A 21,927-nucleotide genomic window follows, 5' to 3' on the forward strand; every position below is an offset into this window, starting at 1 on the left:
GATTTCCGCGCACCCGCCCCCAAATTATGCCCAAGATCACAAAAGACCGGAGGAGCCATGACCCGATACACCAAAGACCCCGAGGCCATCGCCGCCCTGTCCCCCGAAGAATACCACGTCACGCAAAACAGCGGGACAGAACGCCCCGGCACCGGCAAGTTGCTGAACAACAAAGAGCCGGGCATTTATGTCGACATCGTTTCGGGCGAGCCTTTGTTTGCCTCGACCCATAAATACGAATCCGGCTGCGGTTGGCCCAGCTTTACCAAACCCATCGTGCATGAGCATGTGGAAGAGTTTCACGACGCCACCCATGGCATGATCCGCACCGAGGTTCGATCAAAACACGGGGACAGCCATCTGGGCCATGTCTTCCCAGATGGCCCGCGCGAACATGGCGGGCTGCGGTACTGTATCAACTCGGCCTCCTTGCGGTTTGTCCATCGCGATGAGATGGAGGCGCAAGGCTATGGCGACTATCTGATCCATGTGGAGGAAATCCAATGACCGAACACCGCGCTGTTCTTGCAGGGGGCTGCTTTTGGGGCATGCAGGACCTGATCCGCAAACTGCCCGGCGTGTCTCGCACCTGCGTCGGCTATACCGGCGGCGATGTGCCCAACGCCACCTATCGCAACCACGGCACCCATGCCGAAGGGATCGAGATTTTCTTTGACCCCGCCAAGATCACCTATCGTGAGCTGCTGGAGTTCTTCTTCCAGATTCACGATCCGACCACACCTAACCGTCAGGGCAATGACCGCGGCATGAGCTATCGGTCCGCCATCTACTATGTGGACGAGGACCAGAAACAGTTGGCTTTGGACACCATCGCGGATGTAAACGCCAGCGGCCTGTGGCCCGGCAAGGTCGTGACCGAGTTGGAACCCGTCGGCGATTTCTGGGAGGCCGAGCCCGAGCATCAGGACTACCTTGAGCGTATCCCAAACGGCTATACCTGCCATTTCCCGCGCCCCGACTGGGTGCTGCCCAAACGCGACGCGGCTGAATAAAAGGGGGCCCCTGCGGGGGCCTTACCCAATTGCCACCCTCGGACGGCCGCTGGCCTCAACCGTGATCGTGGCCTCGACGAAAACGTCCTGCGACTCGACCCGGGCGGTGCGGATATCGCGGTCCACGACCACGCGGATATCCGCAGCACCCGCTTGGCGCACTTCGCCTTCGGCCTCGGTGCGCAGCACAGATTCCAGAAGCTCCAGCGCCGCGTCGGATTCGTTGAAATCCTGCGGCCCGTCTTCCAGATGAACCCGGAACCGCCCCTCAGACGGTGAGGTCACCGTGCCCGTTCTGCGCAAAGTCAGGCGCCCAACGACAGCCCCGATGGCATTGGCCACACCTGCGTGTTCGGGCAAAACCATACGACAGCGCAGGCGCTCTCCGACCGCAGGGTAATAGCTGGGGGCCGAGGCCCCAAGCCCCACCACATCGACGTTCAGCGCCGTATCCAGCGCCAGCAAACCGCGATGACCAGACAGGCCCTTTTGGGTCAGAACATGGCGCGCCAGCTCGGCCGAGGGGATGCCAAAACTCTCGGCTTCTTCCGCAAAAGCAGTCTCTAACAAGGTCAAAACTGTCTGATCAGTCAACTGATCGATGATCATCTGCGCCAGCTCGTCCGGCGTTTGCGCCAACCTGTCACCGGAACCGACCCGCTTGCGTGCCACAAGCTCCAACGCTTTGCGCGCAGCCTCGGCATCCCAGGCATCCAGACGGCCCAGAACATGGCTAGCATCCGACGGCGTCACGCCCGAGACCTGAACGATCCCGCGATCCACCAAACGCGCCAACGCACCGTTTTCCATCCGCGTACGCAGCAGATCGCTGAGCGGCATAACCCTGTCGCCCAGCCGTTCCAGCAGAGCCTCCTCCCGCGCGCCCAAACCATCCGCATGGATGCCCTGCACCCGGCGCGCAAATCGGGTATCGTGTTCACCCACCGTAGATGCGCGCAATTGGGCGTCCAGCACAGCATGGACCACCTCGGGTGCCTCGGATGCAATCAGCGACACGGGCAGCACCCGGCGCGGGCCAAGGAACACGCCGCCACCAAGCCCTTCGGTCTTTACATGCACCTGGCTGTCGCCGCCCAGACCATGCGTGCGCATGGCGACCGCCTCAACCATGGTGCGGAACCCGCCGACCCGCGCCCCTGCCGGATCAATCGCAGGCTTGCCATCACGGATCAGCGCCACATCGGTGGTCGTCCCGCCAATATCAGACACAAGCGCATTCTCTGCCCCCGTCAGCCAGCTGGCCCCCACAATCGACGCCGCCGGGCCGCTCAGGATCGTCTCAATCGGGCGCTCGCGCGCTTGCTCGGCGCTCATCAGCGCGCCATCCCCGCGCACGACCATCATGGGCGCTGTGATGCCCAGCTCCAGCAACCGATCCTGCGCCCGCCCGATCAGACGGTCGATCATCCCGATCAGCCGCGCGTTCAATACAGCCGTCACCGCCCGCTTTGGGCCATTCAACTTGGCTGACAGATGGTGCGAACACGTGACCGGAGCCCCCGTCTTTTCAGCAATGATCCGCGCCGCCTCTAACTCATGCGCGGGGTTGCGCGTGGCGAATTGCGCAGCCACCGCATAGCCCGAAATCCCTGTGTGAGAGTCTAGGAACCCTTCCAACGCCGCCACATCCAACGGCGCCGCCTGTCCACCCGCATGGCTGTGACCCCCGGAAATAACCAATGCCGGATCACCCTTTAGCGCATCGCGCAAACCATGCTTGTCCAGATCACCGTCCTTGAAACCGATATAGATCAGCGCCACCCGGCCACCTTGTCCCTCAACCAGCGCGTTGGTGGCCAAAGTCGTCGACAAAGACGCCATCGAGATCTGATCCGGCGACACCTTTGCCGCATCCAGCACCGCCTGAATCGCCTTGCCCACACCAATCGCCAAATCGGACCGTGTGGTCAGAGACTTGGCCGAAGCGATCACCTCACGCTCATCCCGGATCAGCACCGCATCCGTATAGGTTCCACCTGTATCCACCCCCAAAGCCAACGCCATCGGGATCTCCTTTCTGTTCGCTGCAGATGGGTGTAGCGGTTTGGACCGACACGTCCAGCCTGTTTGCGGCACTTATGACAATCGTTGCACCGCCCAGCGCGCCGCATCCGCCACTGCGGGGGCGGGGTCATCGGTCAAACCCTGCGCAACAGGCCGCAGCGTGTCCAGGCCCGAGTTTCCAATGGCATAAAGAACATTGCGCACAAACCGGTCCCGCCCGATGCGTTTGATGGGGGAACCGGAAAACTTCGCCCGAAATGCAGCATCATCCAGCTCTGCCAGCTCTGACAGCACGGGCGCCTTAAGATCATCGCGCGCGGCATAGCGTATATCGCTGGCCGCCACCGCAAACTTGTTCCAAGGACAGGCCGCCAGACAATCGTCGCATCCATAAATCCGGTTTCCCAGCTTGGCGCGCAACTCTTCTTCGACCGGGCCTTTATGTTCGATGGTCAGGTAGGAAATGCAACGCGTCGCATTCAACTGATACGGGGCGGGAAACGCATCCGTCGGACAGGCTTGCAAACAGGCCCGACAAGACCCGCAGTGATCCACCTCAGCCATGTCCGCAGGTAGATCAAGCGTTGTAAAAACAGACCCTATAAAGGCCCAATTGCCCCATTCGCGACTAACCAGATTGGTATGTTTGCCCTGCCAGCCCAACCCCGCCGCGTGGCCCAGTGCCTTTTCCGGCACCGGCGCGGTATCCACAAAAACCTTCACCTCGCCCCCGCCTTCGGCAATCAACCACCGGGCCAGACGCTTGAGGCGCTTTTTCACCAGATCATGGTAGTCCTTGTTCTGCGCATAAACAGAAATCGCGGCCTTGTCGGGATGGTCCAGAATCTCGGTCGGATCATGCTCGGGCGCGTAACTCTCGGCCAACATGATCACCGACCGCGCCTCGGGCCACAAAGCAGCCGGGTTGCCGCGCCAATGGGTCCGTTCGGCCATCCAGCCCATCTGGCCATGATACCCGGCGTCCAAAAACGCCTGCAACCGCGCCGGCACATCCGGTACATCCCACGGCCGGCAAACCCGACAGGACACAAACCCCTCGCCCAGCGCCTGCGCCACCAGTTTGTCTTTGAAACCCGATCCGCTCTTCATCTGGCCAAAAATATCCTCGGGGGGAAACGCGCCCCGGCGCGATGGGGGGCAGACAGCCCCCCTGCCACCCTATCAGAAATCCAGATCGGCGTAATGGGGCGGTGGCCGGAACCCCGGCACCTGATCGGCCAGAATCGACCGAAAGGCAGGCCGTGACTTGATCTTGGCATACCAATCCTTCACCGCCGCCGACCGGTTCCAATCCACGTCCGAGATGTAATCCAGCGCCGACAGATGCGCCGCAGCGGCAAAATCGGCCAGCGTCATCTGATCACCCGCCAACCAGCGCCGATGATCCAGCAACCACGTCATGTAATCCAGATGATACTTGATCGCCTTTGCCCCGGCTTTGACGTTCTTGCTGTCCGGATGACCCTGTCCTGTCACCTTCTTGTTCACCCGCTCATACAACAGGTTCGACGTCACCTCGTGATGGAACTTGTCGTCAAACCACGACACCAGACGCCGCACCTCATATCGGGCCTCGGCAGTTTTCGGCATCAATGGCGGTTCTGGGCGCGTTTCTTCGATGTATTCGCAAATCGCCGCGCTCTCGGACATGGTTTTGCCGTCCAGCCGCAGGACAGGCACTTTGCCTGCAGGGTTACGGCGCAAAAAGTCCGGGTCCTTTTCCCAATATCGCTCTTCGACCAGCTCAACTTCGATCTTCTTTTCCGCCAGAGACAGACGGACCTTGCGGCAATACGGGGACAGGGGAACGTGAAACAGACGCGCCATGGGCTTCCAATCGAACCAGTGTATACCCCTCAGCTTTAGCCCCGAGGGATGTGGAATTTCAATCCTCGAAACAATCCGCGCGCCCATCTGCGCGGATGGTGGCCGCCCCGTCCAGGATCGCGGCCGCCCGTCTGCGGGTCCGAACCGAGGGATCGGTGACCGACCGATTGCGCGGAGATGGCAGGATCGCGGCGATCCGCGCTGCCTGAACCGGGCTGAGCTGCGCGGCGGACACGTTAAAGTTTGTCTGCGCCGCCGCCTCGACCCCAAAGACACCCTGCCCGGTTTCGGCCACGTTCAGATAGACCTCAAGAATGCGCTGCTTGCTCCAGACAATCTCAACCACCGGCGTGATCGAGGTTTCCAGCGCCTTGCGCACCCAACTGCGCCCCTGCCACAGGAACACGTTCTTCACGACCTGCTGCGAAATCGTCGAGGCACCACGCGATCCGCCGCCTTCAATCGCATCGCGGATCGCCTCGACGTCAAAGCCCCAATGCAGGCAGAAATTCGCGTCTTCTGCGGCCACAACAGCGCGGGCCATGACCGGAGAGACCTCTTCGATGGGCACCCATTCGCGTTCCACCTTGCCCAGACGCCGCCATTCCGACCAGATCGTATGCGTCACCGGCGGATTCACCACCGAGTACAACGCGACCAAGCCGACCAGAAGCACCACGCATCCCAGAACGCCACGCAGAATCCAGCGGCGAATCTGCGGCAGGATTGGTGTCTTGGCTTTTGATGCCTTTTTCTTTTTACCGCTTTTCTTGCGGACTGCTTTCTTTGCCATGTCCCAGCTATACGCCCTGTGGCATCAGTTTGGAACGGGTGTTGTTGCGGCCCGAACACAAGAAAACCCGCACATCACATGGACGCGCGGGTTTTCGTTTTCGTTACTATGGCTGGCCTATTCCGCCGGAACCGCCGCAACCTCATGTGTCAGAGGATGGCTGAGTTTGTTCAGCATTTCCTTCGGGCACACCTGCAGGAAATGGGCTTTCTCGACGTCCCAGTGTTGCAGAATGTCAGCGGCCTTGCGGCTGTTGGTCTCGGCCTGATGGGTTTCGATCAGCGTTTTCAGCTGGCCTTCCCAATGGTCGACCGTGACCGGACAGGTCACCAGCGTTTCCATGTTCATCAGCGCCTCGGCCTTGCCCTCGGGGTCATACAGATAGGCCATGCCGCCGGTCATGCCCGCGCCGAAATTGGCCCCGATGTCACCCAGAATCACCGCCACGCCGCCGGTCATGTATTCACACCCGTTCGAGCCGCAGCCCTCAATCACCACTTTGGCGCCAGAGTTGCGCACGGCAAACCGCTCACCCGCGCGGCCTGCTGCGAACAGGTGGCCGTCGGTGGCCCCGTACAGAACCGTGTTGCCGATGATCGTGTTGTCATCCGCTTTCAGCGGGCTGACCTGCGGTGGGCGCACAACGATCATACCGCCGGACAGGCCCTTACCCACATAGTCATTGGCATCGCCCGAGACCTCAAGCTTCAGACCCGGCGCCGCAAACGCGCCCAGTGACTGACCAGCCGAGCCTTGCAGTTTCACATGCAGATGATCGCTTTGGAACGTGTTCCGCATGCCAAAGTTCTGCACGATATGGCTGGACACGCGGGTACCCACGGTCCGGTGCGTGTTCTGCACCGCGTAAGACAGCTGCATCTTTTCACCGTCTTTCAGGAACCGGGCCGCATCGCGCACGATCTCAGCGTCCAGTGTATCGGGCACCGCGTTGCGGTCCTTGTCACGGTTGTAGACGATGTCATGCGCGCCATCGACGGTGATCAGCAGCGGGTTCAGGTCCAGATCATCCAGATGCGCCGAGCCCCGGCTAACCTGCGCCAGCAGATCGGCCCGCCCGATGATCTCATCCACCGAGCGCGCGCCGAGGCTGGCCAGCAGCTCGCGCACTTCCTGCGCGTAGAAGGTAATCAGGTTGACGACCTTGTCGGCATTGCCGGTGAACTTGGCCCGTAGGCTTTCATCCTGCGTGCACACGCCAACCGGACAAGTGTTCGACTGGCACTGACGCACCATGATACAACCCATCGCGATCAGGGCGGCGGTACCGATGCCGTATTCCTCGGCCCCCATCATCGCGGCCATGACGATGTCACGACCCGTGCGCAGGCCCCCATCGGTGCGCAGGGTCACGCGGTCGCGCAGGTTGTTCATCGCCAGAACCTGATGCGCCTCGGTCAGGCCCATTTCCCACGGCAGACCGGCGTATTTGATGGACGTCGCGGGCGACGCGCCCGTGCCGCCATTGTGACCCGAAATCAGGATAATATCCGCTTTGGCCTTGGCCACACCAGCGGCGATCGTGCCCACGCCCGAGGACGCCACCAGTTTCACCGTCACCTTACAGCGCGGGTTGATCTGCTTGAGGTCATAGATCAGCTGCGCCAGATCCTCGATCGAGTAGATGTCGTGATGCGGCGGCGGCGAGATCAGCGTCACGCCCTTGGTCGAATGCCGCAGACGCGCGATCAGATCAGTGACCTTCATGCCGGGCAGCTGACCGCCCTCACCGGGTTTCGCACCCTGGGCGACCTTGATCTCAAGCTCTTCGCACTGGTTCAGGTATTCGGCAGTCACACCGAACCGGCCCGAGGCGACCTGTTTGATCTTGGCAGACGGGTTGTCGCCATTCGGCTCCGGCACGAAATGCGCCGGATCTTCTCCACCCTCGCCACTGTCGGATTTGGCACCGATCCGATTCATCGCCACGTTCAGGGTCTTGTGCGCCTCGGGCGATAGTGCGCCCAGCGACATGCCCGGCGTGACAAAGCGTTTGCGGATCGAGGTGATCGATTCGACCTCTTCAATCGGCACCGGCTTGCCCAGCGGTTTGAAATCCATCAGGTCGCGCAGGTGGATCGGCGGGTTCGACTGCATCTTGGCGGAGTACTGCTTCCACAGCTCGTACGAGGCGCGGTTACAGGCCATTTGCATCATATGCATCGAGGTCGCTTCCCACGCGTGGGTCTCACCCGACTGGCGCGCTTTGTAGAAACCACCGATGGGCAGCACGTCCAGACCGCTTTCCCAGCCCTTGGCATGGATTTCCTCGGCCTTGGCCTGGATACCAGTGACACCGATGCCCGAAATCCGACTGGTCATACCAGGGAAGTATTCAGCCACCATCGCGCGGCTCAGGCCCACGGCCTCAAAGTTCAGACCGCCACGGTACGAGGAAATCACCGAGATACCCATTTTGGCCATGATTTTCAGCAGGCCCTGATCGATAGCCTCGCGATAGCGCGCGACGTTTTCGGTCAGCGTGCCATCCAGCAACCCGCGATCAATACGGTCGGCCAGCGAATCCTCGGCCAGATAAGCGTTCACCACGGTCGCGCCACAACCGATCAGCACGGCAAAATAGTGCGGATCAACACATTCGGCCGAGCGCACGTTCAGCGAACAGAAGGTTCGCAGCCCCTGACGCGTCAGATGCGAGTGCACGGCACTGGTCGCCAGGATCATCGGGATCGCCACACGCCCCATCCCTGAGTTCATGTCGGACAGCACCAGATGCCCGGCACCGGACCGAACAGCCTCTTCCGCTTCGGCTCTGATACGGGTCAAAGCGGCATTCAGCGCCCCCTGACCCGGTTCAAAGCTGCAGTCGATTTCCGCCAGCGGGGAACCCAGGTTTTCGACCAGCTTGTCCCACTGCGCGTTGCCGACAAAGGGGCTGCCAAGAACAATGATCTCAGTCTGGCTGCTGTCTTCGTCCAGCACGTTCTTCAGGTTGCCGAACCGGGTTTTCAGCGACATCACGCGGTATTCGCGCAAGCTGTCGATGGGTGGGTTCGTCACCTGGCTAAAGTTCTGGCGGAAGAAATGGCTGAGCGGGCGGTATTGCTTGGACAGCACCGCCGAGGGCGTATCATCACCCATCGAGGCCAGCGATTCCTTGCCATCCTCAGCCATGGGCGCAAGGATTTGCTCCAACTCTTCCACCGAATATCCGGCAGCGATCTGGCGTTTGCGCAGCTCTTCGCCAGTGAATTTGGGCGTCTCGGCGACACCGGCCAAAGCGTCATCCAGATCGTTGATCTTGTTGACCCATTCGCCAAACGGCAATGCGCGGGCCAGCTTGTCCTTGATCTGGGTGTCGCGATAGAGCTTGCCGCGCTTCATATCCACGGCCAGCATCTGACCCGGACCCAGCGCGCCCTTTTCGGTAACCGATGCCTCATCAATCGGCACCATGCCGGCCTCGGACCCAGCGATCACCAGACCATCACCCGTCACCACATAGCGCATCGGGCGCAGACCGTTGCGGTCGAGGCCGGCGCAGACCCAGCGGCCATCGGTCATGGCCAAAGCGGCGGGGCCGTCCCACGGCTCCATCACCGAATTGCAGTAGGAATACATGTCGCGCCACGCCTGCGGCAGCTCAACCGCCTGCTTGGACCAGCTTTCCGGCACCAGCATGGTTTTCGCCATGGGCGCCGAGCGCCCCGCGCGTACCAGCACCTCAAAAACCGAGTCTAATGCAGCAGAATCCGACGATCCACCGGCGATGATCGGCTTAATGTCTTCGGCATGATCCCCAAATGTGGCCGACGCCATGCGGATTTCATGGCTTTTCATCCAGTTGACGTTGCCCTTCAGCGTGTTGATCTCACCGTTATGGGCCAACATGCGGAAGGGCTGCGCCAGCCACCATTGCGGGAAGGTGTTGGTGGAATAACGCTGGTGGTAAATCGCAAAGGCGGACTCGAACCGCTCATCCATCAGATCGGGGTAGAAGACGGCCACCTGCTCGGCCAGCATCATGCCTTTGTAGATGATCGACCGGCAGGACAGCGACGCCAGATACAGGCCCGAAATCCCCGCAGCAGCAGCAGCCTTTTCGATACGGCGGCGAATGACGTAAAGCTCACGCTCAAACGTCTCTTCGTCCACGCCCTTGGAGTTCGAGATCAGAATCTGCTCAATCTCGGGCCGGGTGGCGTTGGCCTTGTCACCCAGACAGGTCACATCCACCGGCACATGACGCCAGCCATAGATGTAATAGCCCATGCGCAGAACTTCGGTTTCCACGATGGTCCGGCAGCTTTCCTGCGCGCCAAAGTCAGTGCGGGGCAGGAACACCTGACCAACGGCGATCAGCTCATCCATGTTGGGCTCGTGCCCGGTGCGGCGGATCTGATCATAGAAGAAGGGCACCGGAATCTGCACATGGATTCCCGCGCCGTCGCCGGTCTTGCCATCGGCATCCACAGCGCCGCGGTGCCAGATCGCCTTAAGCGCGTCGATCCCCGCATCCACCACCTTGCGCGACGGCTTGCCGTCCACCGACACAACCAGACCCACGCCACAGGAAGAATGCTCTTCTTCCTCGGAATAGAGACCATTTTCCGCCATCCACTGACGTTTCGTTTCCTCGGCTTTGACCCAATCGGCATCATATTTGGTCATTGGCTGTCTCCTTGTTCCGGCTGGGCAAACATGGCTTCGACCTGTGATGTGGTCATCTGCCGGCGTTCACCTGCGAACGCGTACCCGTCGGGCTTTTTGTCGATAAATAGTTCCAGTTGCAGATCGTGGCCTGTGTCCTGAAACAGGCCCGCTGCCATTTGAGTATGTCCGTGCATCTCACCGGGTGCGGTGACCCGGTACCACAAGGCCGACCCGCATTCGGTGCAAAAGGCGCGCTCGGCCCAGTCGGAGGACGTGAAGGTTTTGACCGGACCAAGTGCGGCGTAACCGGGTTCGGCCTGAAAACTCACCAGCATGGAACTGGTCCAACGGCGGCATTGATCGCAGTGGCACGCCCCCAGCGCGTTTTCCGCCGGGGTGGCGGTAACGGTGACCGCGCCGCACATACACTGGCCTTGCAATTCAGGCATGCTGACCCTCCTGAGCGCTGGGTTATTCCGCTGCGACCGCAGCTTTGGCGTTGAAGCGATCGAGGATCGCATCGGCACAATCGCGCCCGTCGCGGATCGCCCACACGACCAGAGAGGCGCCGCGCACGATGTCACCGATGGCATATACCCCGTCCATCTCGGTCTCGCCGGTCTGGAAGGCCGCCTTGACGGTGCCCCAGCGGGTCACGGGCAGGTCGGGCTGGCCGAACAGGGTGGGCAGATCTTCGGGTTCAAACCCAAGCGCCTTGATGACCAGATCGGCGTCTTCGACATAATCCGCGCCTTCGATCACCTCGGGGGCCTGACGGCCTGTGGCATCGGGCTGGCCCAAGCGCATCTTTTGCACCATCACGCCCGAGACATGATCGTCGCCGGTGAAGCCCTTGGGGGCGCTGAGCCATTCAAAGATCACGCCTTCTTCTTCCGCGTTCTGCGTTTCACGCTGCGAACCCGGCATATTGGCGCGGTCGCGACGGTACAGGCATTTGACCGAGGTCGCGCCCTGCCGGATCGAGGTGCGCACGCAATCCATTGCCGTATCCCCACCGCCGATCACGACGACCTTTTTACCGGAGGCATTCAGACGACCATTGTCGAAATCTTCCACACTATCGCCAAAGCTTTTGCGGTTTGAGGCGGTCAGGAAGTCGATCGCTTTTTCAATACCGGCCAGACCGCTGCCCGGCATGGACAAGTCGCGGGACTTGTAGACGCCGGTCGCGATGATCACAGCGTCATGCTTACCACGAATTTCTTCGAATTTCGTGGCGTCGACGTCGCAATTCAGCTCGAACGTAACACCGCCATCTGCCAGCAGATCATTGCGGCGCTGCACGATGTCCTTTTCCAGCTTGAAGCCCGGAATACCATACATCAGCAAACCGCCCGCGCGGTCGTAACGGTCATAGACGGTGACCTGAATCCCCGCACGGCGCAGCATATCCGCCGCTGCCAGCCCTCCGGGGCCGCCACCGATGATGCCAACGCTTTCGCTGCGCTCAGCCCCGGGAACAACCGGTTTCACCCAGCCTTTGTCCCAGGCGGTGTCGGTGATGTATTTCTCAATCGTGCCGATGGTAACCGTGCCATGGCCGGATTGTTCGATCACGCAATTGCCTTCGCACAAGCGGTCCTGCGGGCAGATGCGGCCACAGATTTCAGGAAACGTATTGGTGGCCTGGCTGGTTTGATAGGCCTCTTCCAGACGCCCTGTTGCGGTCAGGCGCAACCAATCCGGGATGTTATTGTGCAACGGGCAATGGGACTGACAGTACGGCACACCACACTGGCTGCAGCGGCTGGCCTGCTCTTCCGCTTTGGCCGATGCGAATTCAGCATAGATTTCGTCAAAGTCTTCTTTGCGGTCATCAGCGGCACGCTTTTCCGGCATGACGCGATCAATCTGCACAAATTTCAACATCGGCTGCTTTGCCACGGGTCTTACTCCATGAATTGGCTGAGTTTGACCTCTTTAAGAGATACAGTTTGATTTGAAAAGTCAAATGTACTGACCTATTTTGAAGAAAAACGCCGAGGTGTCACAAATTATTTGGGAGCCTCATGTATTTTTAGTTCCGAATCGGACCTATATGCGCGCTTTCCTTTTCTCCACTGCGCTTATACCCATAGCTCGCAAAGAATACGTGACGGCAGCACGGCAGGCAAAATGAGTCTTTTTCACTTGATTCTTGCGGCAGTTATTCAGGGTATCACTGAATTTTTGCCGATCTCATCGTCAGGTCACCTGATCCTGCTGCCCAGCCTCACAGGTCTGGACGATCAGGGACTGGCCATTGATGTGGCCGTTCATGTGGGCACGCTGGGGGCCGTGATCGTCTATTTCTGGTCCGACGTGAAACAGGCCGCCGCCGGGTTGCCGCGGGCACTGAAGGGGCGCGCCGATACCCCGCAATCCCGGCTGGCGATGTGCCTGATCATTTCAACGATTCCCACTGTGATCGGTGGGGTGATTCTGTTTGAAACCGGCCTCAGCCAATCCCTGCGGTCGATGTCCGTGATCGCGTGGAGCATGCTGATCTTCGGGCTGGTCCTGTATTGGGTGGATCAGAAAGCCCCTCAGACAAAACAGGCGCAGGAATGGGGTCCGCGCGACGCGCTCATCATGGGATTGTGGCAGGTGCTGGCGTTGATCCCCGGGACGTCACGGTCCGGCATCACCATCACCGGCGCACGGCATCTGGGTTATGGGCGCGAGGATGGGGCGCGGATTGCGATGCTGATGTCAATCCCGACGATCCTGGCGTCGGGCGTACTGATGTCCGCCGAGGTGATCCGCCACGCTGATGCGCAACTGGCAAAGGATGGCGCGATTGCCGCCGCCTTTGCCTTTGTTTCGGCCCTGTTGGCGCTGACCCTGATGATGCGCCTGCTGCGCAGTGTCAGTTTCACGCCCTATGTCATCTATCGGGTGATTCTGGGCGCAATCCTGCTGGCGATTGCCTATAGCTGATCAGGTCCGCAGATTGCTGGCCGATTTCTGAATCTCGTCATACTGGCCCGAGGGGCGGAATTTCCACAAATAGTCGGGCAACACTGATTCCAAAGCCGCCGGTTCAATGCCCAGATCGGCAAAACCACGGGCCCCCTCGGACACCACGTTGTCACGACGCAGATTCCTCAGTTGATCGCGCGTCAGGATGGAGTTGGGAAACAGCTGAAAGCTGACGAATTTCACGATATCCAGAACACCCGCCATGATCCGGGCCGCAAAGAAGGGCAGTCCGATGATCACCCGACGACGGTGAATCACCCCAAGCATCTGCTGCATCAACGCGCGGAAGCTTTTGACCTCGGGGCCGCCCAATTCATAGGTTCCGGCCCGGGCCTCGCCCAGAAGGCCCTGTACAGCCGCCTTGGCGACGTCATCCACATAGACCGGCTGAAACCGGGTATCGGCCCCGACCAACGGCAGGAACGGGCCCATACGGGTCATGCCGGCAAAGCGGTTAAAGAACTGGTCTTCGGTCCCGAAAATGACCGAGGGGCGCAAGATCACAGCATCGGGCATATGCGCCAGAACCCCGGCTTCACCCTGGGCCTTGCTGCGGGAATAGGCGCTGTCCGAATCCAGATCCGCCCCGATGGCCGAGATATGCACCATTTTGCCAACGCCCTGCTCGGCCGCGATCCGCGCGATCCGCTGGGCACCCTCGGCCTGAACGGCGCCAAATTCGTTCTTGCCGATCTCGTTCAGAACCCCGACGCAGTTCACAACCGCATCGGCCCCCTGCATCACTGCGGCAACCGACGCGTCATCGCGAATGTTGCACAGAATGGGCTCGACTTGTCCTACCACACCATAGGTTTTGACGAACATCGCCTCGTTCGGGCGTCGCACGGCAACCCGCACCCGCCATCCCTTGTTGGCCATACGGCGCGCGATATAGCGACCGACAAATCCCGATCCGCCGTAAATGGTGACGAGTTTCGACATTCTATGGCTCCTGCTGGGTGGCTTTGCATCACAATTAGCGTCGAGACCCCTGTCAAACAAGACGCTAAATCGCCGCGCGTGTCAGCGAGATCACAGGCCGATCCGGTGCAATTTCGGTGCCGGTCAAAAAAGTTTTAAAAACTCACAGAATCCGGTTGACGCCCCCGGCCAGTCAGCTTAAACGCCCCTCCACGACACCTGCCCAGGTGGCGGAATTGGTAGACGCGCTAGCTTCAGGTGCTAGTGTCCGTATGGACGTGGAGGTTCGAGTCCTCTCCTGGGCACCATATCCCCGACATTGAAAACAGAGCAGTTCCCTTGTCCAACGGGGTACGGGTTTGTGCTGTACGTTCAAAGGATTCGGGCTTTCGTTGCCCCATGTCTGTCTGGGTTTTCCGCTTGAAGAAAATGACGCGACGTCGCGAAAAATGGTTTACGGATGAGCCTCTTTACGTAAAGGTAAGTTTTACCTTCACTTTTCGATTTCCCCTTCAAAATATGACGCAAGACCCTGATTTCTTCCCCCTTGCGCCAAAAAATCCGCTGCGTAAATGGCCTCTGTCGCTGCGGATCACCGCTCACGGATTAACGATCCTAGAGCCTCGTACCAACGGGTTCGGATCAGGTCCGCAGCGGCAAATTTTTTGAGACCATATTTTCAGGGACCAGGACGATGCGTATCAGATCATTTTTCAATCGCTTTGCCGGATTCAAAAAAGCGCCGGTCGCAACCCGTAAGGGCATGCAAGGACAGTCCGGGGTTTTCCCGCACAAACCCGCGCCAATCCAAAGATCGGAACTGACGGCGCTGTTTCGCTCGGTCCTTGAAGAAAAGCGCGACGATCTGCCTTCCAACCGGAAATAAAGGGCGGCCCTTGCCCAAAATGGTGTTTCCCCGACCCGTGGCATTCATATAAATAGCGAAGGGTCTAAACTCTGGCCCCTATGGCCGGGATTAAACACCATGAAAATAGACGCGCATCATCACCTTTGGGATCTGAACGCGGTGCACTACCCGTGGCTGATGGAGGCGGGCGCAGTCCGCTTTTTTGGTGACCCCTCCCCGATTCAGCGCAACTATTTGCTGCCTGAATTTCGCAAGCAAGCAGAGGGGTTCATGGCATCGGTCCATATTCAGGTCGGTGCCGCCGACCCTTGGGCCGAAGCACAGTGGGTTCAGAGCGTTGCTGACAAAAACCCCGATTGGCCGCTGGTGCAGGTGGCGTTTTGCGACCTGACAGCCGAGGACCTGCCAGATCAGCTGGATCGGTTGCAAACCCTGTCCTCGCTGCGCGGCGTGCGCCAAATCATTGGCCGCGCGCCAGGTGAAGATCAGCTGTCAGGTACAAATGACCTGCTGGACGATCCTCGTTTTCTGGAAGGGTTGAAACAGCTGGGCGACCGGGGTCTGTCCTTCGACCTGCAATTGCTGCCTGAATTGATGGAACGCACCACCAAAGTGCTGGATCAGGCCCCCGGGACAAAAGTCGCCCTGTGCCATGCCGGGTCGCCGCATGACCGATCCGTGCAGGGGATCGAGGGTTGGGCAAAGGCGCTGCAATCGCTGTCCGGATTGCCTCAGGTCACGTGCAAATTATCGGGGCTTGGGATGTTCGATCATGGTTGGAGCGCGGACAGCGTCAGACCCATTGTTGAGACCTGCCTGAGCCAATTCGGGCCGGATCGCTGCATGTTTGGCTCGAACTTTCCGGTGGACAGCCTGTCATCCACGTATGCCGATCTTCTGGAACGTCACACCGCGCTCGTGCCCAAGGATCACAATGCACAGGTTTTCGGAGGCACCGCACAAGCGTTCTATCGGATAGGGTAACGCGCCGCCCGTTCAGGGCCGAAACCGTTGCCTACAGGGACGCGTCCTTGCGGGTTGAAACTGTTTACCGAATAATGCTGTCACGAACCTGTCACGGGTTCGGCGTCTGATTACGGGAGGGGTCATGCGCGTTTTGATGGTTGAAGATGCCGAAGATCTGGCCGAGGGCGTGGTCGCCCATCTGGCTCGGTCCGGCGTCGTGTGCGATCTGGCGACCACCGTGGATTCGGCCCGTGATTTCCGCGCGGTCCAAAGCTATGACGCGATGCTGCTGGACATCAATCTGCCCGACGGATCCGGCCTGAATTTCCTTGGCAAGATGCGTGCGGCGGGGGATCGCACGCCGGTTCTGATGCTGACCGCGCTGACCTCGGTCGAGGATCGTGTGGCCGCATTGGACAAAGGCGCCGACGACTATCTGGGCAAGCCCTTCGATCAGCGCGAGTTAGAGGCACGGCTGCGCGCCCTCGTCCGTCGTGACGCTGACCGCAAGAGCGAGCAAATCACGCTGGGCCCTCTGATCTACGCCCCCAAGGATCGCAGCGCCACGCTGGACGGCAAACGCCTGACCCTGACCGCGCGTGAGGCCGCCGTGCTGGACGCCCTGATCCGGCACGAGGGTCAATTCCTGTCCAAGGCGCGGCTGTACGACTCGCTTTACGGTTTCGAAGACGCAGATGTGGGCGAGAACGCGATTGAGCTTTACATCGCCCGGCTGCGCAAGAAATTCGCGGGCAGTGCGGTCAGCATCACCACGCAACGCGGGGTCGGGTATCGGATCGGTCTGGATGGCTAAGCTGCACCTGCCCCACAGCCTGACCGCGCGGGTGCTGAGCGCGGTGATGTTGATCCTGATACTGGGTGGCTGTCTGGTGGCCCTGTCCATCTGGGCCAATGGACGGCTGGCGGCGCGGCAAGCCTATGACCGGCTGCTGCTGGGCGCGGCCACGGACATCGCGGAATCCGTGCGCATTCAGGACGGAGAGCCCTTTGTCGACCTGCCCGTTTCGGCCTTTCAACTGCTGGCGCAAGCCCCCGATGACCGGATTTTCTATGCGGTGCAGGTACCCGGTGGGCCATTTATCACCGGGCTCGACCGCGACACGGTGATCGAAGTGCCAGATGAGGCGGGCACGCCGCTGTATTTCTCAGCTGATCTGAACACCGAACCTGCGCGTTTTGTCCGCGTCACCCGGCTGTTTGCCGAACGGGATTTCTCAGGCCAGGTCGAGGTGCTGGTGGGCCAGACCCTGCGTGCGCGGCAGTCCATGACCGCCGGTTTGATGCGGGATGCGCTGTTGCCCATGGGCGTTGCCGGGGCTTTGCTGCTGATCATGTCGTGGTTTGTCACGAGGTCCGCCCTGCGCCCGCTTGAGGCCCTGTCCGAGGATCTTACCCGGCGCGACCCGCACGACCTGACGCCGATGGCCAGCGATGGCCTGCCGCGCGAACTACAAGTGATGCTGAGCGCAATGAACCGGTTCATGGGCCGTCTGGACCGGCAAGTGGACACGATGCGCAACCTGATCGCTGACACGGCACATCAGTTGCGCACGCCTGTGGCTGCGATCCGCGTTCAGGCCGAAATTGCACAGGACGACCCCGATCCGCCGGCCCGTAAGCGGGCGCTGGACCGGCTGTTGGGGCGGACCCGGTCGCTGGGCACGCTGCTGGATCAGCTTCTGTCTCGCGCCATGGTCATCCACCGTATCGACAGCGCCCCCCGCCGCCCCGTCGACCTGCGCGAGGTGGCACTGGACGTTCTGGAACACAGCGACCACGAGGTTATCGCGCCCGGGGTCGAGGTGCGTCTGGACATCGGAGAAGCGCCAATTCTGGTCAATGCCGACGCCTTTTCGCTGGGCGAAGCCGCCAAGAACCTGTTGGGCAACGCGCTGCGGCACGGCAAACCCCCGGTCAGCATTGGTGCCGTGGTCGAGGATAACCGCGCCGTCCTGTGGGTGCGCGATCAGGGCTGTGGCCCGGCAACCCCCATTGCGGATCAGTTGGGCGACCGGTTCAACCGCACCTCTGGTTCGGGTGAAGACAGCACCGGGCTGGGCCTGTCCATCGTGAAATCAACCGCCGAAGCCTTTGACGGCAAGGTTGAAATGCACCGCGATGAGAGCGGATTTCGCGCAGCACTCAGCTTTCCCAAAACCAAACGAGGTACGCGATGATCCGAGGGCTGCTGATAGCAATTTGCCTCACCACCACCCCCCTGCACGCGCAGGAGGCGACAGCGCGTTTCGGCAGTGGGGATGAGCCGATGCTGATCCGCTCGACCACCGATATCGCCATCATCGCGCCGGTTGTGGAACGGTTCGCCGCGCTCAACCCCGATCTTTCGATCACCTATGAACAATGGGGATCGAACGCGTTGTTTCAGCACAGCCGCATGGTGTGCAGGGACGGAGAAGACCCCGCCGATGTGGTGTTTTCTTCGGCCATTCAACAGATGGTCTGGCTGGTCAACTCCGCCTGCGGGCATCGATACAGCTCGCCTCTGACCGAGGCACTGCCGGATGCCAGACGCTGGCGGGATGAGCTGTGGGGCATCACCACCGAACCCGCCGTCATCGCCTATAACAAAACCCTTCTGAACGATCAGGACGTACCACGCGACCGGTTTTCCCTGCTGGACGCGATGCGTACCCAACCCGATCTGTTGCGGGGCCGGGTGGCGACATATGACATCGCGGCTTCTGGGTTGGGCTATCTTTTTGCCTATGGCGACAGTCTTGAGGCCACGACCTTTGGGTCCCTGATCGAAGGCTTTGCCCGCATCGATGCGGTGGCCACCTGCTGTTCGTCCGAGATTATCCGCGACGTGGCCAACGGACGGTTCCTGATTGCCTATAACGTGCTGGGGTCCTACGTGGCCAATGCCGACGCGCCGGGCGTGGGTGTGATCCTGCCCGAGGATTACACCCTTGTCCTGTCCCGCGCCTTCATGATCCCGGCACAGGCCCGTAACAAAGACGCCGCGACCGAATTTCTGGATTTTCTGCTGTCCCCCCAGGCGCAGTCTCTGCTCGCCGCATCTGGCCTTGTCGCGCCGATGGACACAGAAGATACCAACCTGACGCCCAGCGCCCGGCGCTTTATCGCGCTATCCCCGGCGCTACTGGTCGCACGGGACCAGAACCGCCGGGCCGAGTTGTTCAAACTGTGGAATGATGCCTTTGACGTCGAGACAGCGCGTTAAGCCTGCTTTTCGACCACAGGCTCACCATCGGCATTGACCGCCGGTTCCGCGTCAGGTCGGACGGGCTGAACCTCCATCTCAATGACCTCGGCCTCAGCCGTGTCGTCAACCTCTTCGATTTCTGCTTCAGGCTCGGCCTTGTCCTCAAGCGCACCGACGATCAGCGGCAGCATGTGAACGCCTGTTGCCGTGGCAATCTCGGGCGTTTGCGGGGTCTGCCAGCTGAGCGTGTCAAAGCTGTGACAATTCTGGCAAACCGGGGCCCATTCAGGCTGAATGTCATGGCAATTGTCGCAGACCCATTGCGGCCCGCGCGGCGCATTCAGCGCCTTGGCCAGCCAGCCCTGCACCACCGCGTCCGAGGCGCCTTCGCCCCGCTCAATCGCGGCCATCAGCGTATAGGCACGGGCATCGGCCTGTTTTTCCACCACATCGCCCAGCGCCCGACGGGCTTCGGGGAAATCCTCGGCCACGATGTTCAGCTCGGCCAGAATAAGACGGGTTTCGGGGTTTTCAGGATGGATGCGCGTCAGGGCCGCAAAGCGCTTGATCCGCGCCTCAGCGGTTTCATCCGGTGCAATTTCGGCAAAGGCATGGGCCAGATCGGGGTGCGGCTGCACCTCCCACGCTTTTTTCAGGATCTTGGTCGCGGCACGCGGTTTGCCCTTTTCGATATAGGCCCGCGCAGCCATGGCGGCGGCAGGTACCAGATCGGGCGACAGGCGATTGGCCTCAATCGCGTGTTCGCGCTGTTCGACCGTGGCGTCTTCGTCCAGAATCCCCTTGGCCTCGGACAGGGCCAGAACCGCATCGCGGCGCTTGAACACGTCGCGCGGCAGGTGGCCCGCCTTCAGCTTGGCGGTCAGGGTCGACCGCGCGCCTGCCCAATCCTGAGATTTGGTTTGCAAGCCCAGCAGGATATCCTGCGTCTCGGCGTGGCGCGGTTTGATCGCCAGCGCCTTTTCGGCCAGTTTGCGTGCGGTGTCGTCGTCGCCCTCGGCCAGCTTCTGCTTCATGATTCCGCGCACACCGACAAAACGGGTGGCGTTATTGGTGACCAGCTTTTTGTAGGTCTCAGACGCCTTCTTGGTGTCGCCATTCATCTCGGCCGCCTGTGCCACCAGAAGGTTGGTCAGCTCGGGCTTGTTCAACAGCTTTTCGGCCTTGGCGGCCTTGGACATGGCGATCCGCCCCTCGCCCGAGGCCAGCGCCATGATCCCATCCGTCAACGCCTGATACCCACGCTGTTCGCGGCTGCGGTCAAAATAACGCGACAGCGCGGTCTCATCCCCGTTGAGGAATTTCAGCGTCGCGATCAGCAGGGTCAGCAGTTTGAAGAACACCCAGATCAGCACAACCAGCACGCCCAGCGCGATCACCGATTGCAACGGCCCAAGCGTGAATTCCTGACCCCATGCGGTGATCTGTACGCCGCCGCTGGTTTCCATCAGGAACATGGCGCCCAGGGCCAGCAGGCCGATAATCGCTACAAAAACAAGGATCTTTAACAATGACCACAGCATGGCAGGTCCTTCAGTTCGAGTTTACGCTGGATTGCAGCGCATTTGCGGCGTCCACGGCAGCCAACCGTGTCTGCGCCGTCTGTTCCCATTCCGCCATTGCAGCCTGAGCCGCCTCTGGCAGGGATTTCAATTCGGTCAGCGCCTTGGAAATATCGCCGCTGCCAACAGCGGCCTCGGCCCGCGACAGGATCGCATCGGGGCTGTCGCCCTCTTGCGGTGTCACTGAACGCGCGCCGGTCTGGCGCTGTAGAAACGCAACGATTCCGGTGGTGGCATCCGCATCCCGGGCATCCGCCAGCGCGGTTCGGGCCGCAGGCGCAAAGGATGCGCGCAGTTCCGCCAGGGTCGCCACGCCCTCGTCCGCCGGAGCCGCCAAGGCCCCCGGAACGCTCACGCCACCGGCGGACAGTTCAGCCAGCAGGTCACCATAGGGCTGTCCGGCCTCCAATTGGCCGTTTATTTGCGACACAACAGCCGCGTTGGTTGCGGCTTGCGCCTTGGCCGATGCCTGAGCCTCAAGCGCTTGCGCGTCCGAGACCATCTTTTCCACCTCGGCCCGCTGCGCGGCCAGCGATTCCTGCAGCTTTTTCAGCTCGGCCTCAAACGCGGCCGACGTTTCGGTGGACGCACCCTGCGTCAGCGCATTGCTTTCCAGATCGCTCAGCCGGCTGGCCAGAGGGTCGATTTTGCCCGCCAGACCGTCGAGGCTGGATTTCAACGTGTCCAGTTCGGCACTCAGCGGAGCGACCTGATCCGTCAGCGCGGCGATCTTATTGTCTACATCCGACGTGTCGGGCTGAGCGTTCTTTAACGCTTCAATCTGGCTGGTTTGATCGTTGATCTTCGCCTCAAGCGCCGCAAGCCCATCCGAGTTGTCCGATCCGAACAGACCGGCACTGCCTGCGACAAACCCGATCCCGGCTGCGATCACACCACCCAACAGAGCGGGCATAAACCCGCCCTTCTTTTCCTGCGCGGGCTCATTTCGTGGTTCAGTCGCAGGTTCTGCGACCTCCTCCACAACCGGCTCTGCCGCCATTTCGGCTTCGGCTTCGGCTTCGGCTTCGGCTTCGGCTTCGGCTTCGGCTTCGGCTTCGGCTTCGGCTTCGGCTTCGGCTTCGGCTTCGGCT

18 protein-coding genes and 1 tRNA gene are annotated in these 21,927 nt (G+C 60.7%); 9 read left to right on the top strand and 10 right to left on the bottom strand.

The genetic code is table 11. The annotated features are described in order from the left end of the window. The first annotated feature begins 57 nt into the window (after positions 1-57). Positions 58-507, top strand: coding sequence for a peptide-methionine (R)-S-oxide reductase MsrB (gene msrB / locus ACR0J5_RS20395; RefSeq protein ID WP_480656703.1), 450 nt, complete (start codon positions 58-60; stop codon positions 505-507). Next, on the top strand, positions 504-1,013 hold the full coding sequence (gene msrA, locus ACR0J5_RS20400; RefSeq protein ID WP_480656705.1) for a peptide-methionine (S)-S-oxide reductase MsrA: 510 nt from the start codon (positions 504-506) through the stop codon (positions 1,011-1,013). The genes msrB and msrA overlap by 4 nt, the downstream gene beginning before the upstream one ends. Positions 1,014-1,034: 21 nt before the next feature. On the opposite strand, the gene ACR0J5_RS20405 is transcribed toward msrA, so the two are convergent. The 7 genes from ACR0J5_RS20405 to ACR0J5_RS20435 all read right to left on the bottom strand — a co-directional run bounded on the left by ACR0J5_RS20405 (position 1,035) and on the right by ACR0J5_RS20435 (position 12,216). Beyond that, entirely contained in the window at positions 1,035-3,038 is a 2,004-nt protein-coding gene (locus ACR0J5_RS20405) for a hydantoinase/oxoprolinase family protein (protein WP_480656707.1), read from the bottom strand. A 72-nt stretch (positions 3,039-3,110) separates the two neighbouring features. Then, positions 3,111-4,148 carry a tRNA epoxyqueuosine(34) reductase QueG gene (gene queG / locus ACR0J5_RS20410; protein WP_480656709.1) on the bottom strand — a complete coding sequence of 346 codons (1,038 nt, stop codon included), beginning with the start codon at positions 4,146-4,148 and terminating at the stop codon, positions 3,111-3,113. A gap of 72 nt (positions 4,149-4,220) precedes the next feature. Continuing rightward, the gene (gene fzlA / locus ACR0J5_RS20415; protein ID WP_480656711.1) at positions 4,221-4,886 is read right to left on the bottom strand and encodes an FtsZ-binding protein FzlA; all 666 of its coding nucleotides are present in this window, start codon (positions 4,884-4,886) and stop codon (positions 4,221-4,223) included. Between the two features lie 58 nt (positions 4,887-4,944). After that, the gene (gene mtgA, locus ACR0J5_RS20420) at positions 4,945-5,679 is read right to left on the bottom strand and encodes a monofunctional biosynthetic peptidoglycan transglycosylase (RefSeq protein WP_480656713.1); all 735 of its coding nucleotides are present in this window, start codon (positions 5,677-5,679) and stop codon (positions 4,945-4,947) included. Positions 5,680-5,796: 117 nt separating this feature from the next. Further along, positions 5,797-10,329: a glutamate synthase large subunit gene (gltB, locus tag ACR0J5_RS20425; RefSeq protein WP_480656715.1), complete on the bottom strand. Its 4,533-nt coding sequence runs from the start codon at positions 10,327-10,329 to the stop codon at positions 5,797-5,799. Continuing rightward, on the bottom strand, positions 10,326-10,760 hold the full coding sequence (locus ACR0J5_RS20430; RefSeq protein ID WP_480656716.1) for a GFA family protein: 435 nt from the start codon (positions 10,758-10,760) through the stop codon (positions 10,326-10,328). The genes gltB and ACR0J5_RS20430 overlap by 4 nt, the downstream gene beginning before the upstream one ends. A gap of 22 nt (positions 10,761-10,782) precedes the next feature. Next, the gene (locus ACR0J5_RS20435; protein ID WP_480656717.1) at positions 10,783-12,216 is read right to left on the bottom strand and encodes an NAD(P)-dependent oxidoreductase; all 1,434 of its coding nucleotides are present in this window, start codon (positions 12,214-12,216) and stop codon (positions 10,783-10,785) included. Positions 12,217-12,447: 231 nt separating this feature from the next. Here ACR0J5_RS20435 and ACR0J5_RS20440 point away from each other — a divergent pair, with 231 nt between their 5' ends. Beyond that, complete coding sequence (locus ACR0J5_RS20440) at positions 12,448-13,251, top strand: undecaprenyl-diphosphate phosphatase (RefSeq protein ID WP_480656718.1); 804 nt, start codon at positions 12,448-12,450, stop codon at positions 13,249-13,251. On the opposite strand, the gene ACR0J5_RS20445 is transcribed toward ACR0J5_RS20440, so the two are convergent. Then, positions 13,252-14,235 carry a complex I NDUFA9 subunit family protein gene (locus ACR0J5_RS20445; RefSeq protein ID WP_480656719.1) on the bottom strand — a complete coding sequence of 328 codons (984 nt, stop codon included), beginning with the start codon at positions 14,233-14,235 and terminating at the stop codon, positions 13,252-13,254. Between the two features lie 200 nt (positions 14,236-14,435). On the opposite strand from ACR0J5_RS20445, the gene ACR0J5_RS20450 reads away from it, so the two are divergent. The 6 genes from ACR0J5_RS20450 (at position 14,436) to ACR0J5_RS20475 (ending at position 19,274) form a co-directional block, all read left to right on the top strand. After that, positions 14,436-14,522: transfer RNA gene (locus ACR0J5_RS20450), tRNA-Leu, on the top strand. A gap of 386 nt (positions 14,523-14,908) precedes the next feature. Further along, a complete protein-coding gene (locus tag ACR0J5_RS20455; protein WP_480656720.1) occupies positions 14,909-15,100 on the top strand; it encodes a hypothetical protein in 192 nt (63 codons plus the stop codon). Positions 15,101-15,199: 99 nt separating this feature from the next. Next, entirely contained in the window at positions 15,200-16,066 is an 867-nt protein-coding gene (locus tag ACR0J5_RS20460) for an amidohydrolase family protein (protein WP_480656721.1), read from the top strand. A gap of 124 nt (positions 16,067-16,190) precedes the next feature. Then, complete coding sequence (locus ACR0J5_RS20465; RefSeq protein ID WP_480656722.1) at positions 16,191-16,862, top strand: response regulator transcription factor; 672 nt, start codon at positions 16,191-16,193, stop codon at positions 16,860-16,862. Next, a complete protein-coding gene (locus ACR0J5_RS20470; protein ID WP_480656723.1) occupies positions 16,855-18,246 on the top strand; it encodes a sensor histidine kinase N-terminal domain-containing protein in 1,392 nt (463 codons plus the stop codon). The genes ACR0J5_RS20465 and ACR0J5_RS20470 overlap by 8 nt, the downstream gene beginning before the upstream one ends. After that, entirely contained in the window at positions 18,243-19,274 is a 1,032-nt protein-coding gene (locus ACR0J5_RS20475; protein WP_480656724.1) for an ABC transporter substrate-binding protein, read from the top strand. Before ACR0J5_RS20470 ends, ACR0J5_RS20475 begins: the two co-directional genes overlap by 4 nt. On the opposite strand, the gene ACR0J5_RS20480 is transcribed toward ACR0J5_RS20475, so the two are convergent. Next, positions 19,271-20,797 (bottom strand): heme biosynthesis HemY N-terminal domain-containing protein, encoded by a 1,527-nt coding sequence (locus ACR0J5_RS20480; RefSeq protein ID WP_480656725.1) that lies wholly within the window; start codon positions 20,795-20,797, stop codon positions 19,271-19,273. The genes ACR0J5_RS20475 and ACR0J5_RS20480 overlap by 4 nt on opposite strands. Positions 20,798-20,807: 10 nt before the next feature. Next, on the bottom strand, positions 20,808-21,927 hold a 1,120-nt coding region (locus tag ACR0J5_RS20485; protein WP_480656726.1), incomplete at its 5' end, for a COG4223 family protein.

Source organism: Ruegeria sp. BE1, assembly GCF_056538885.1.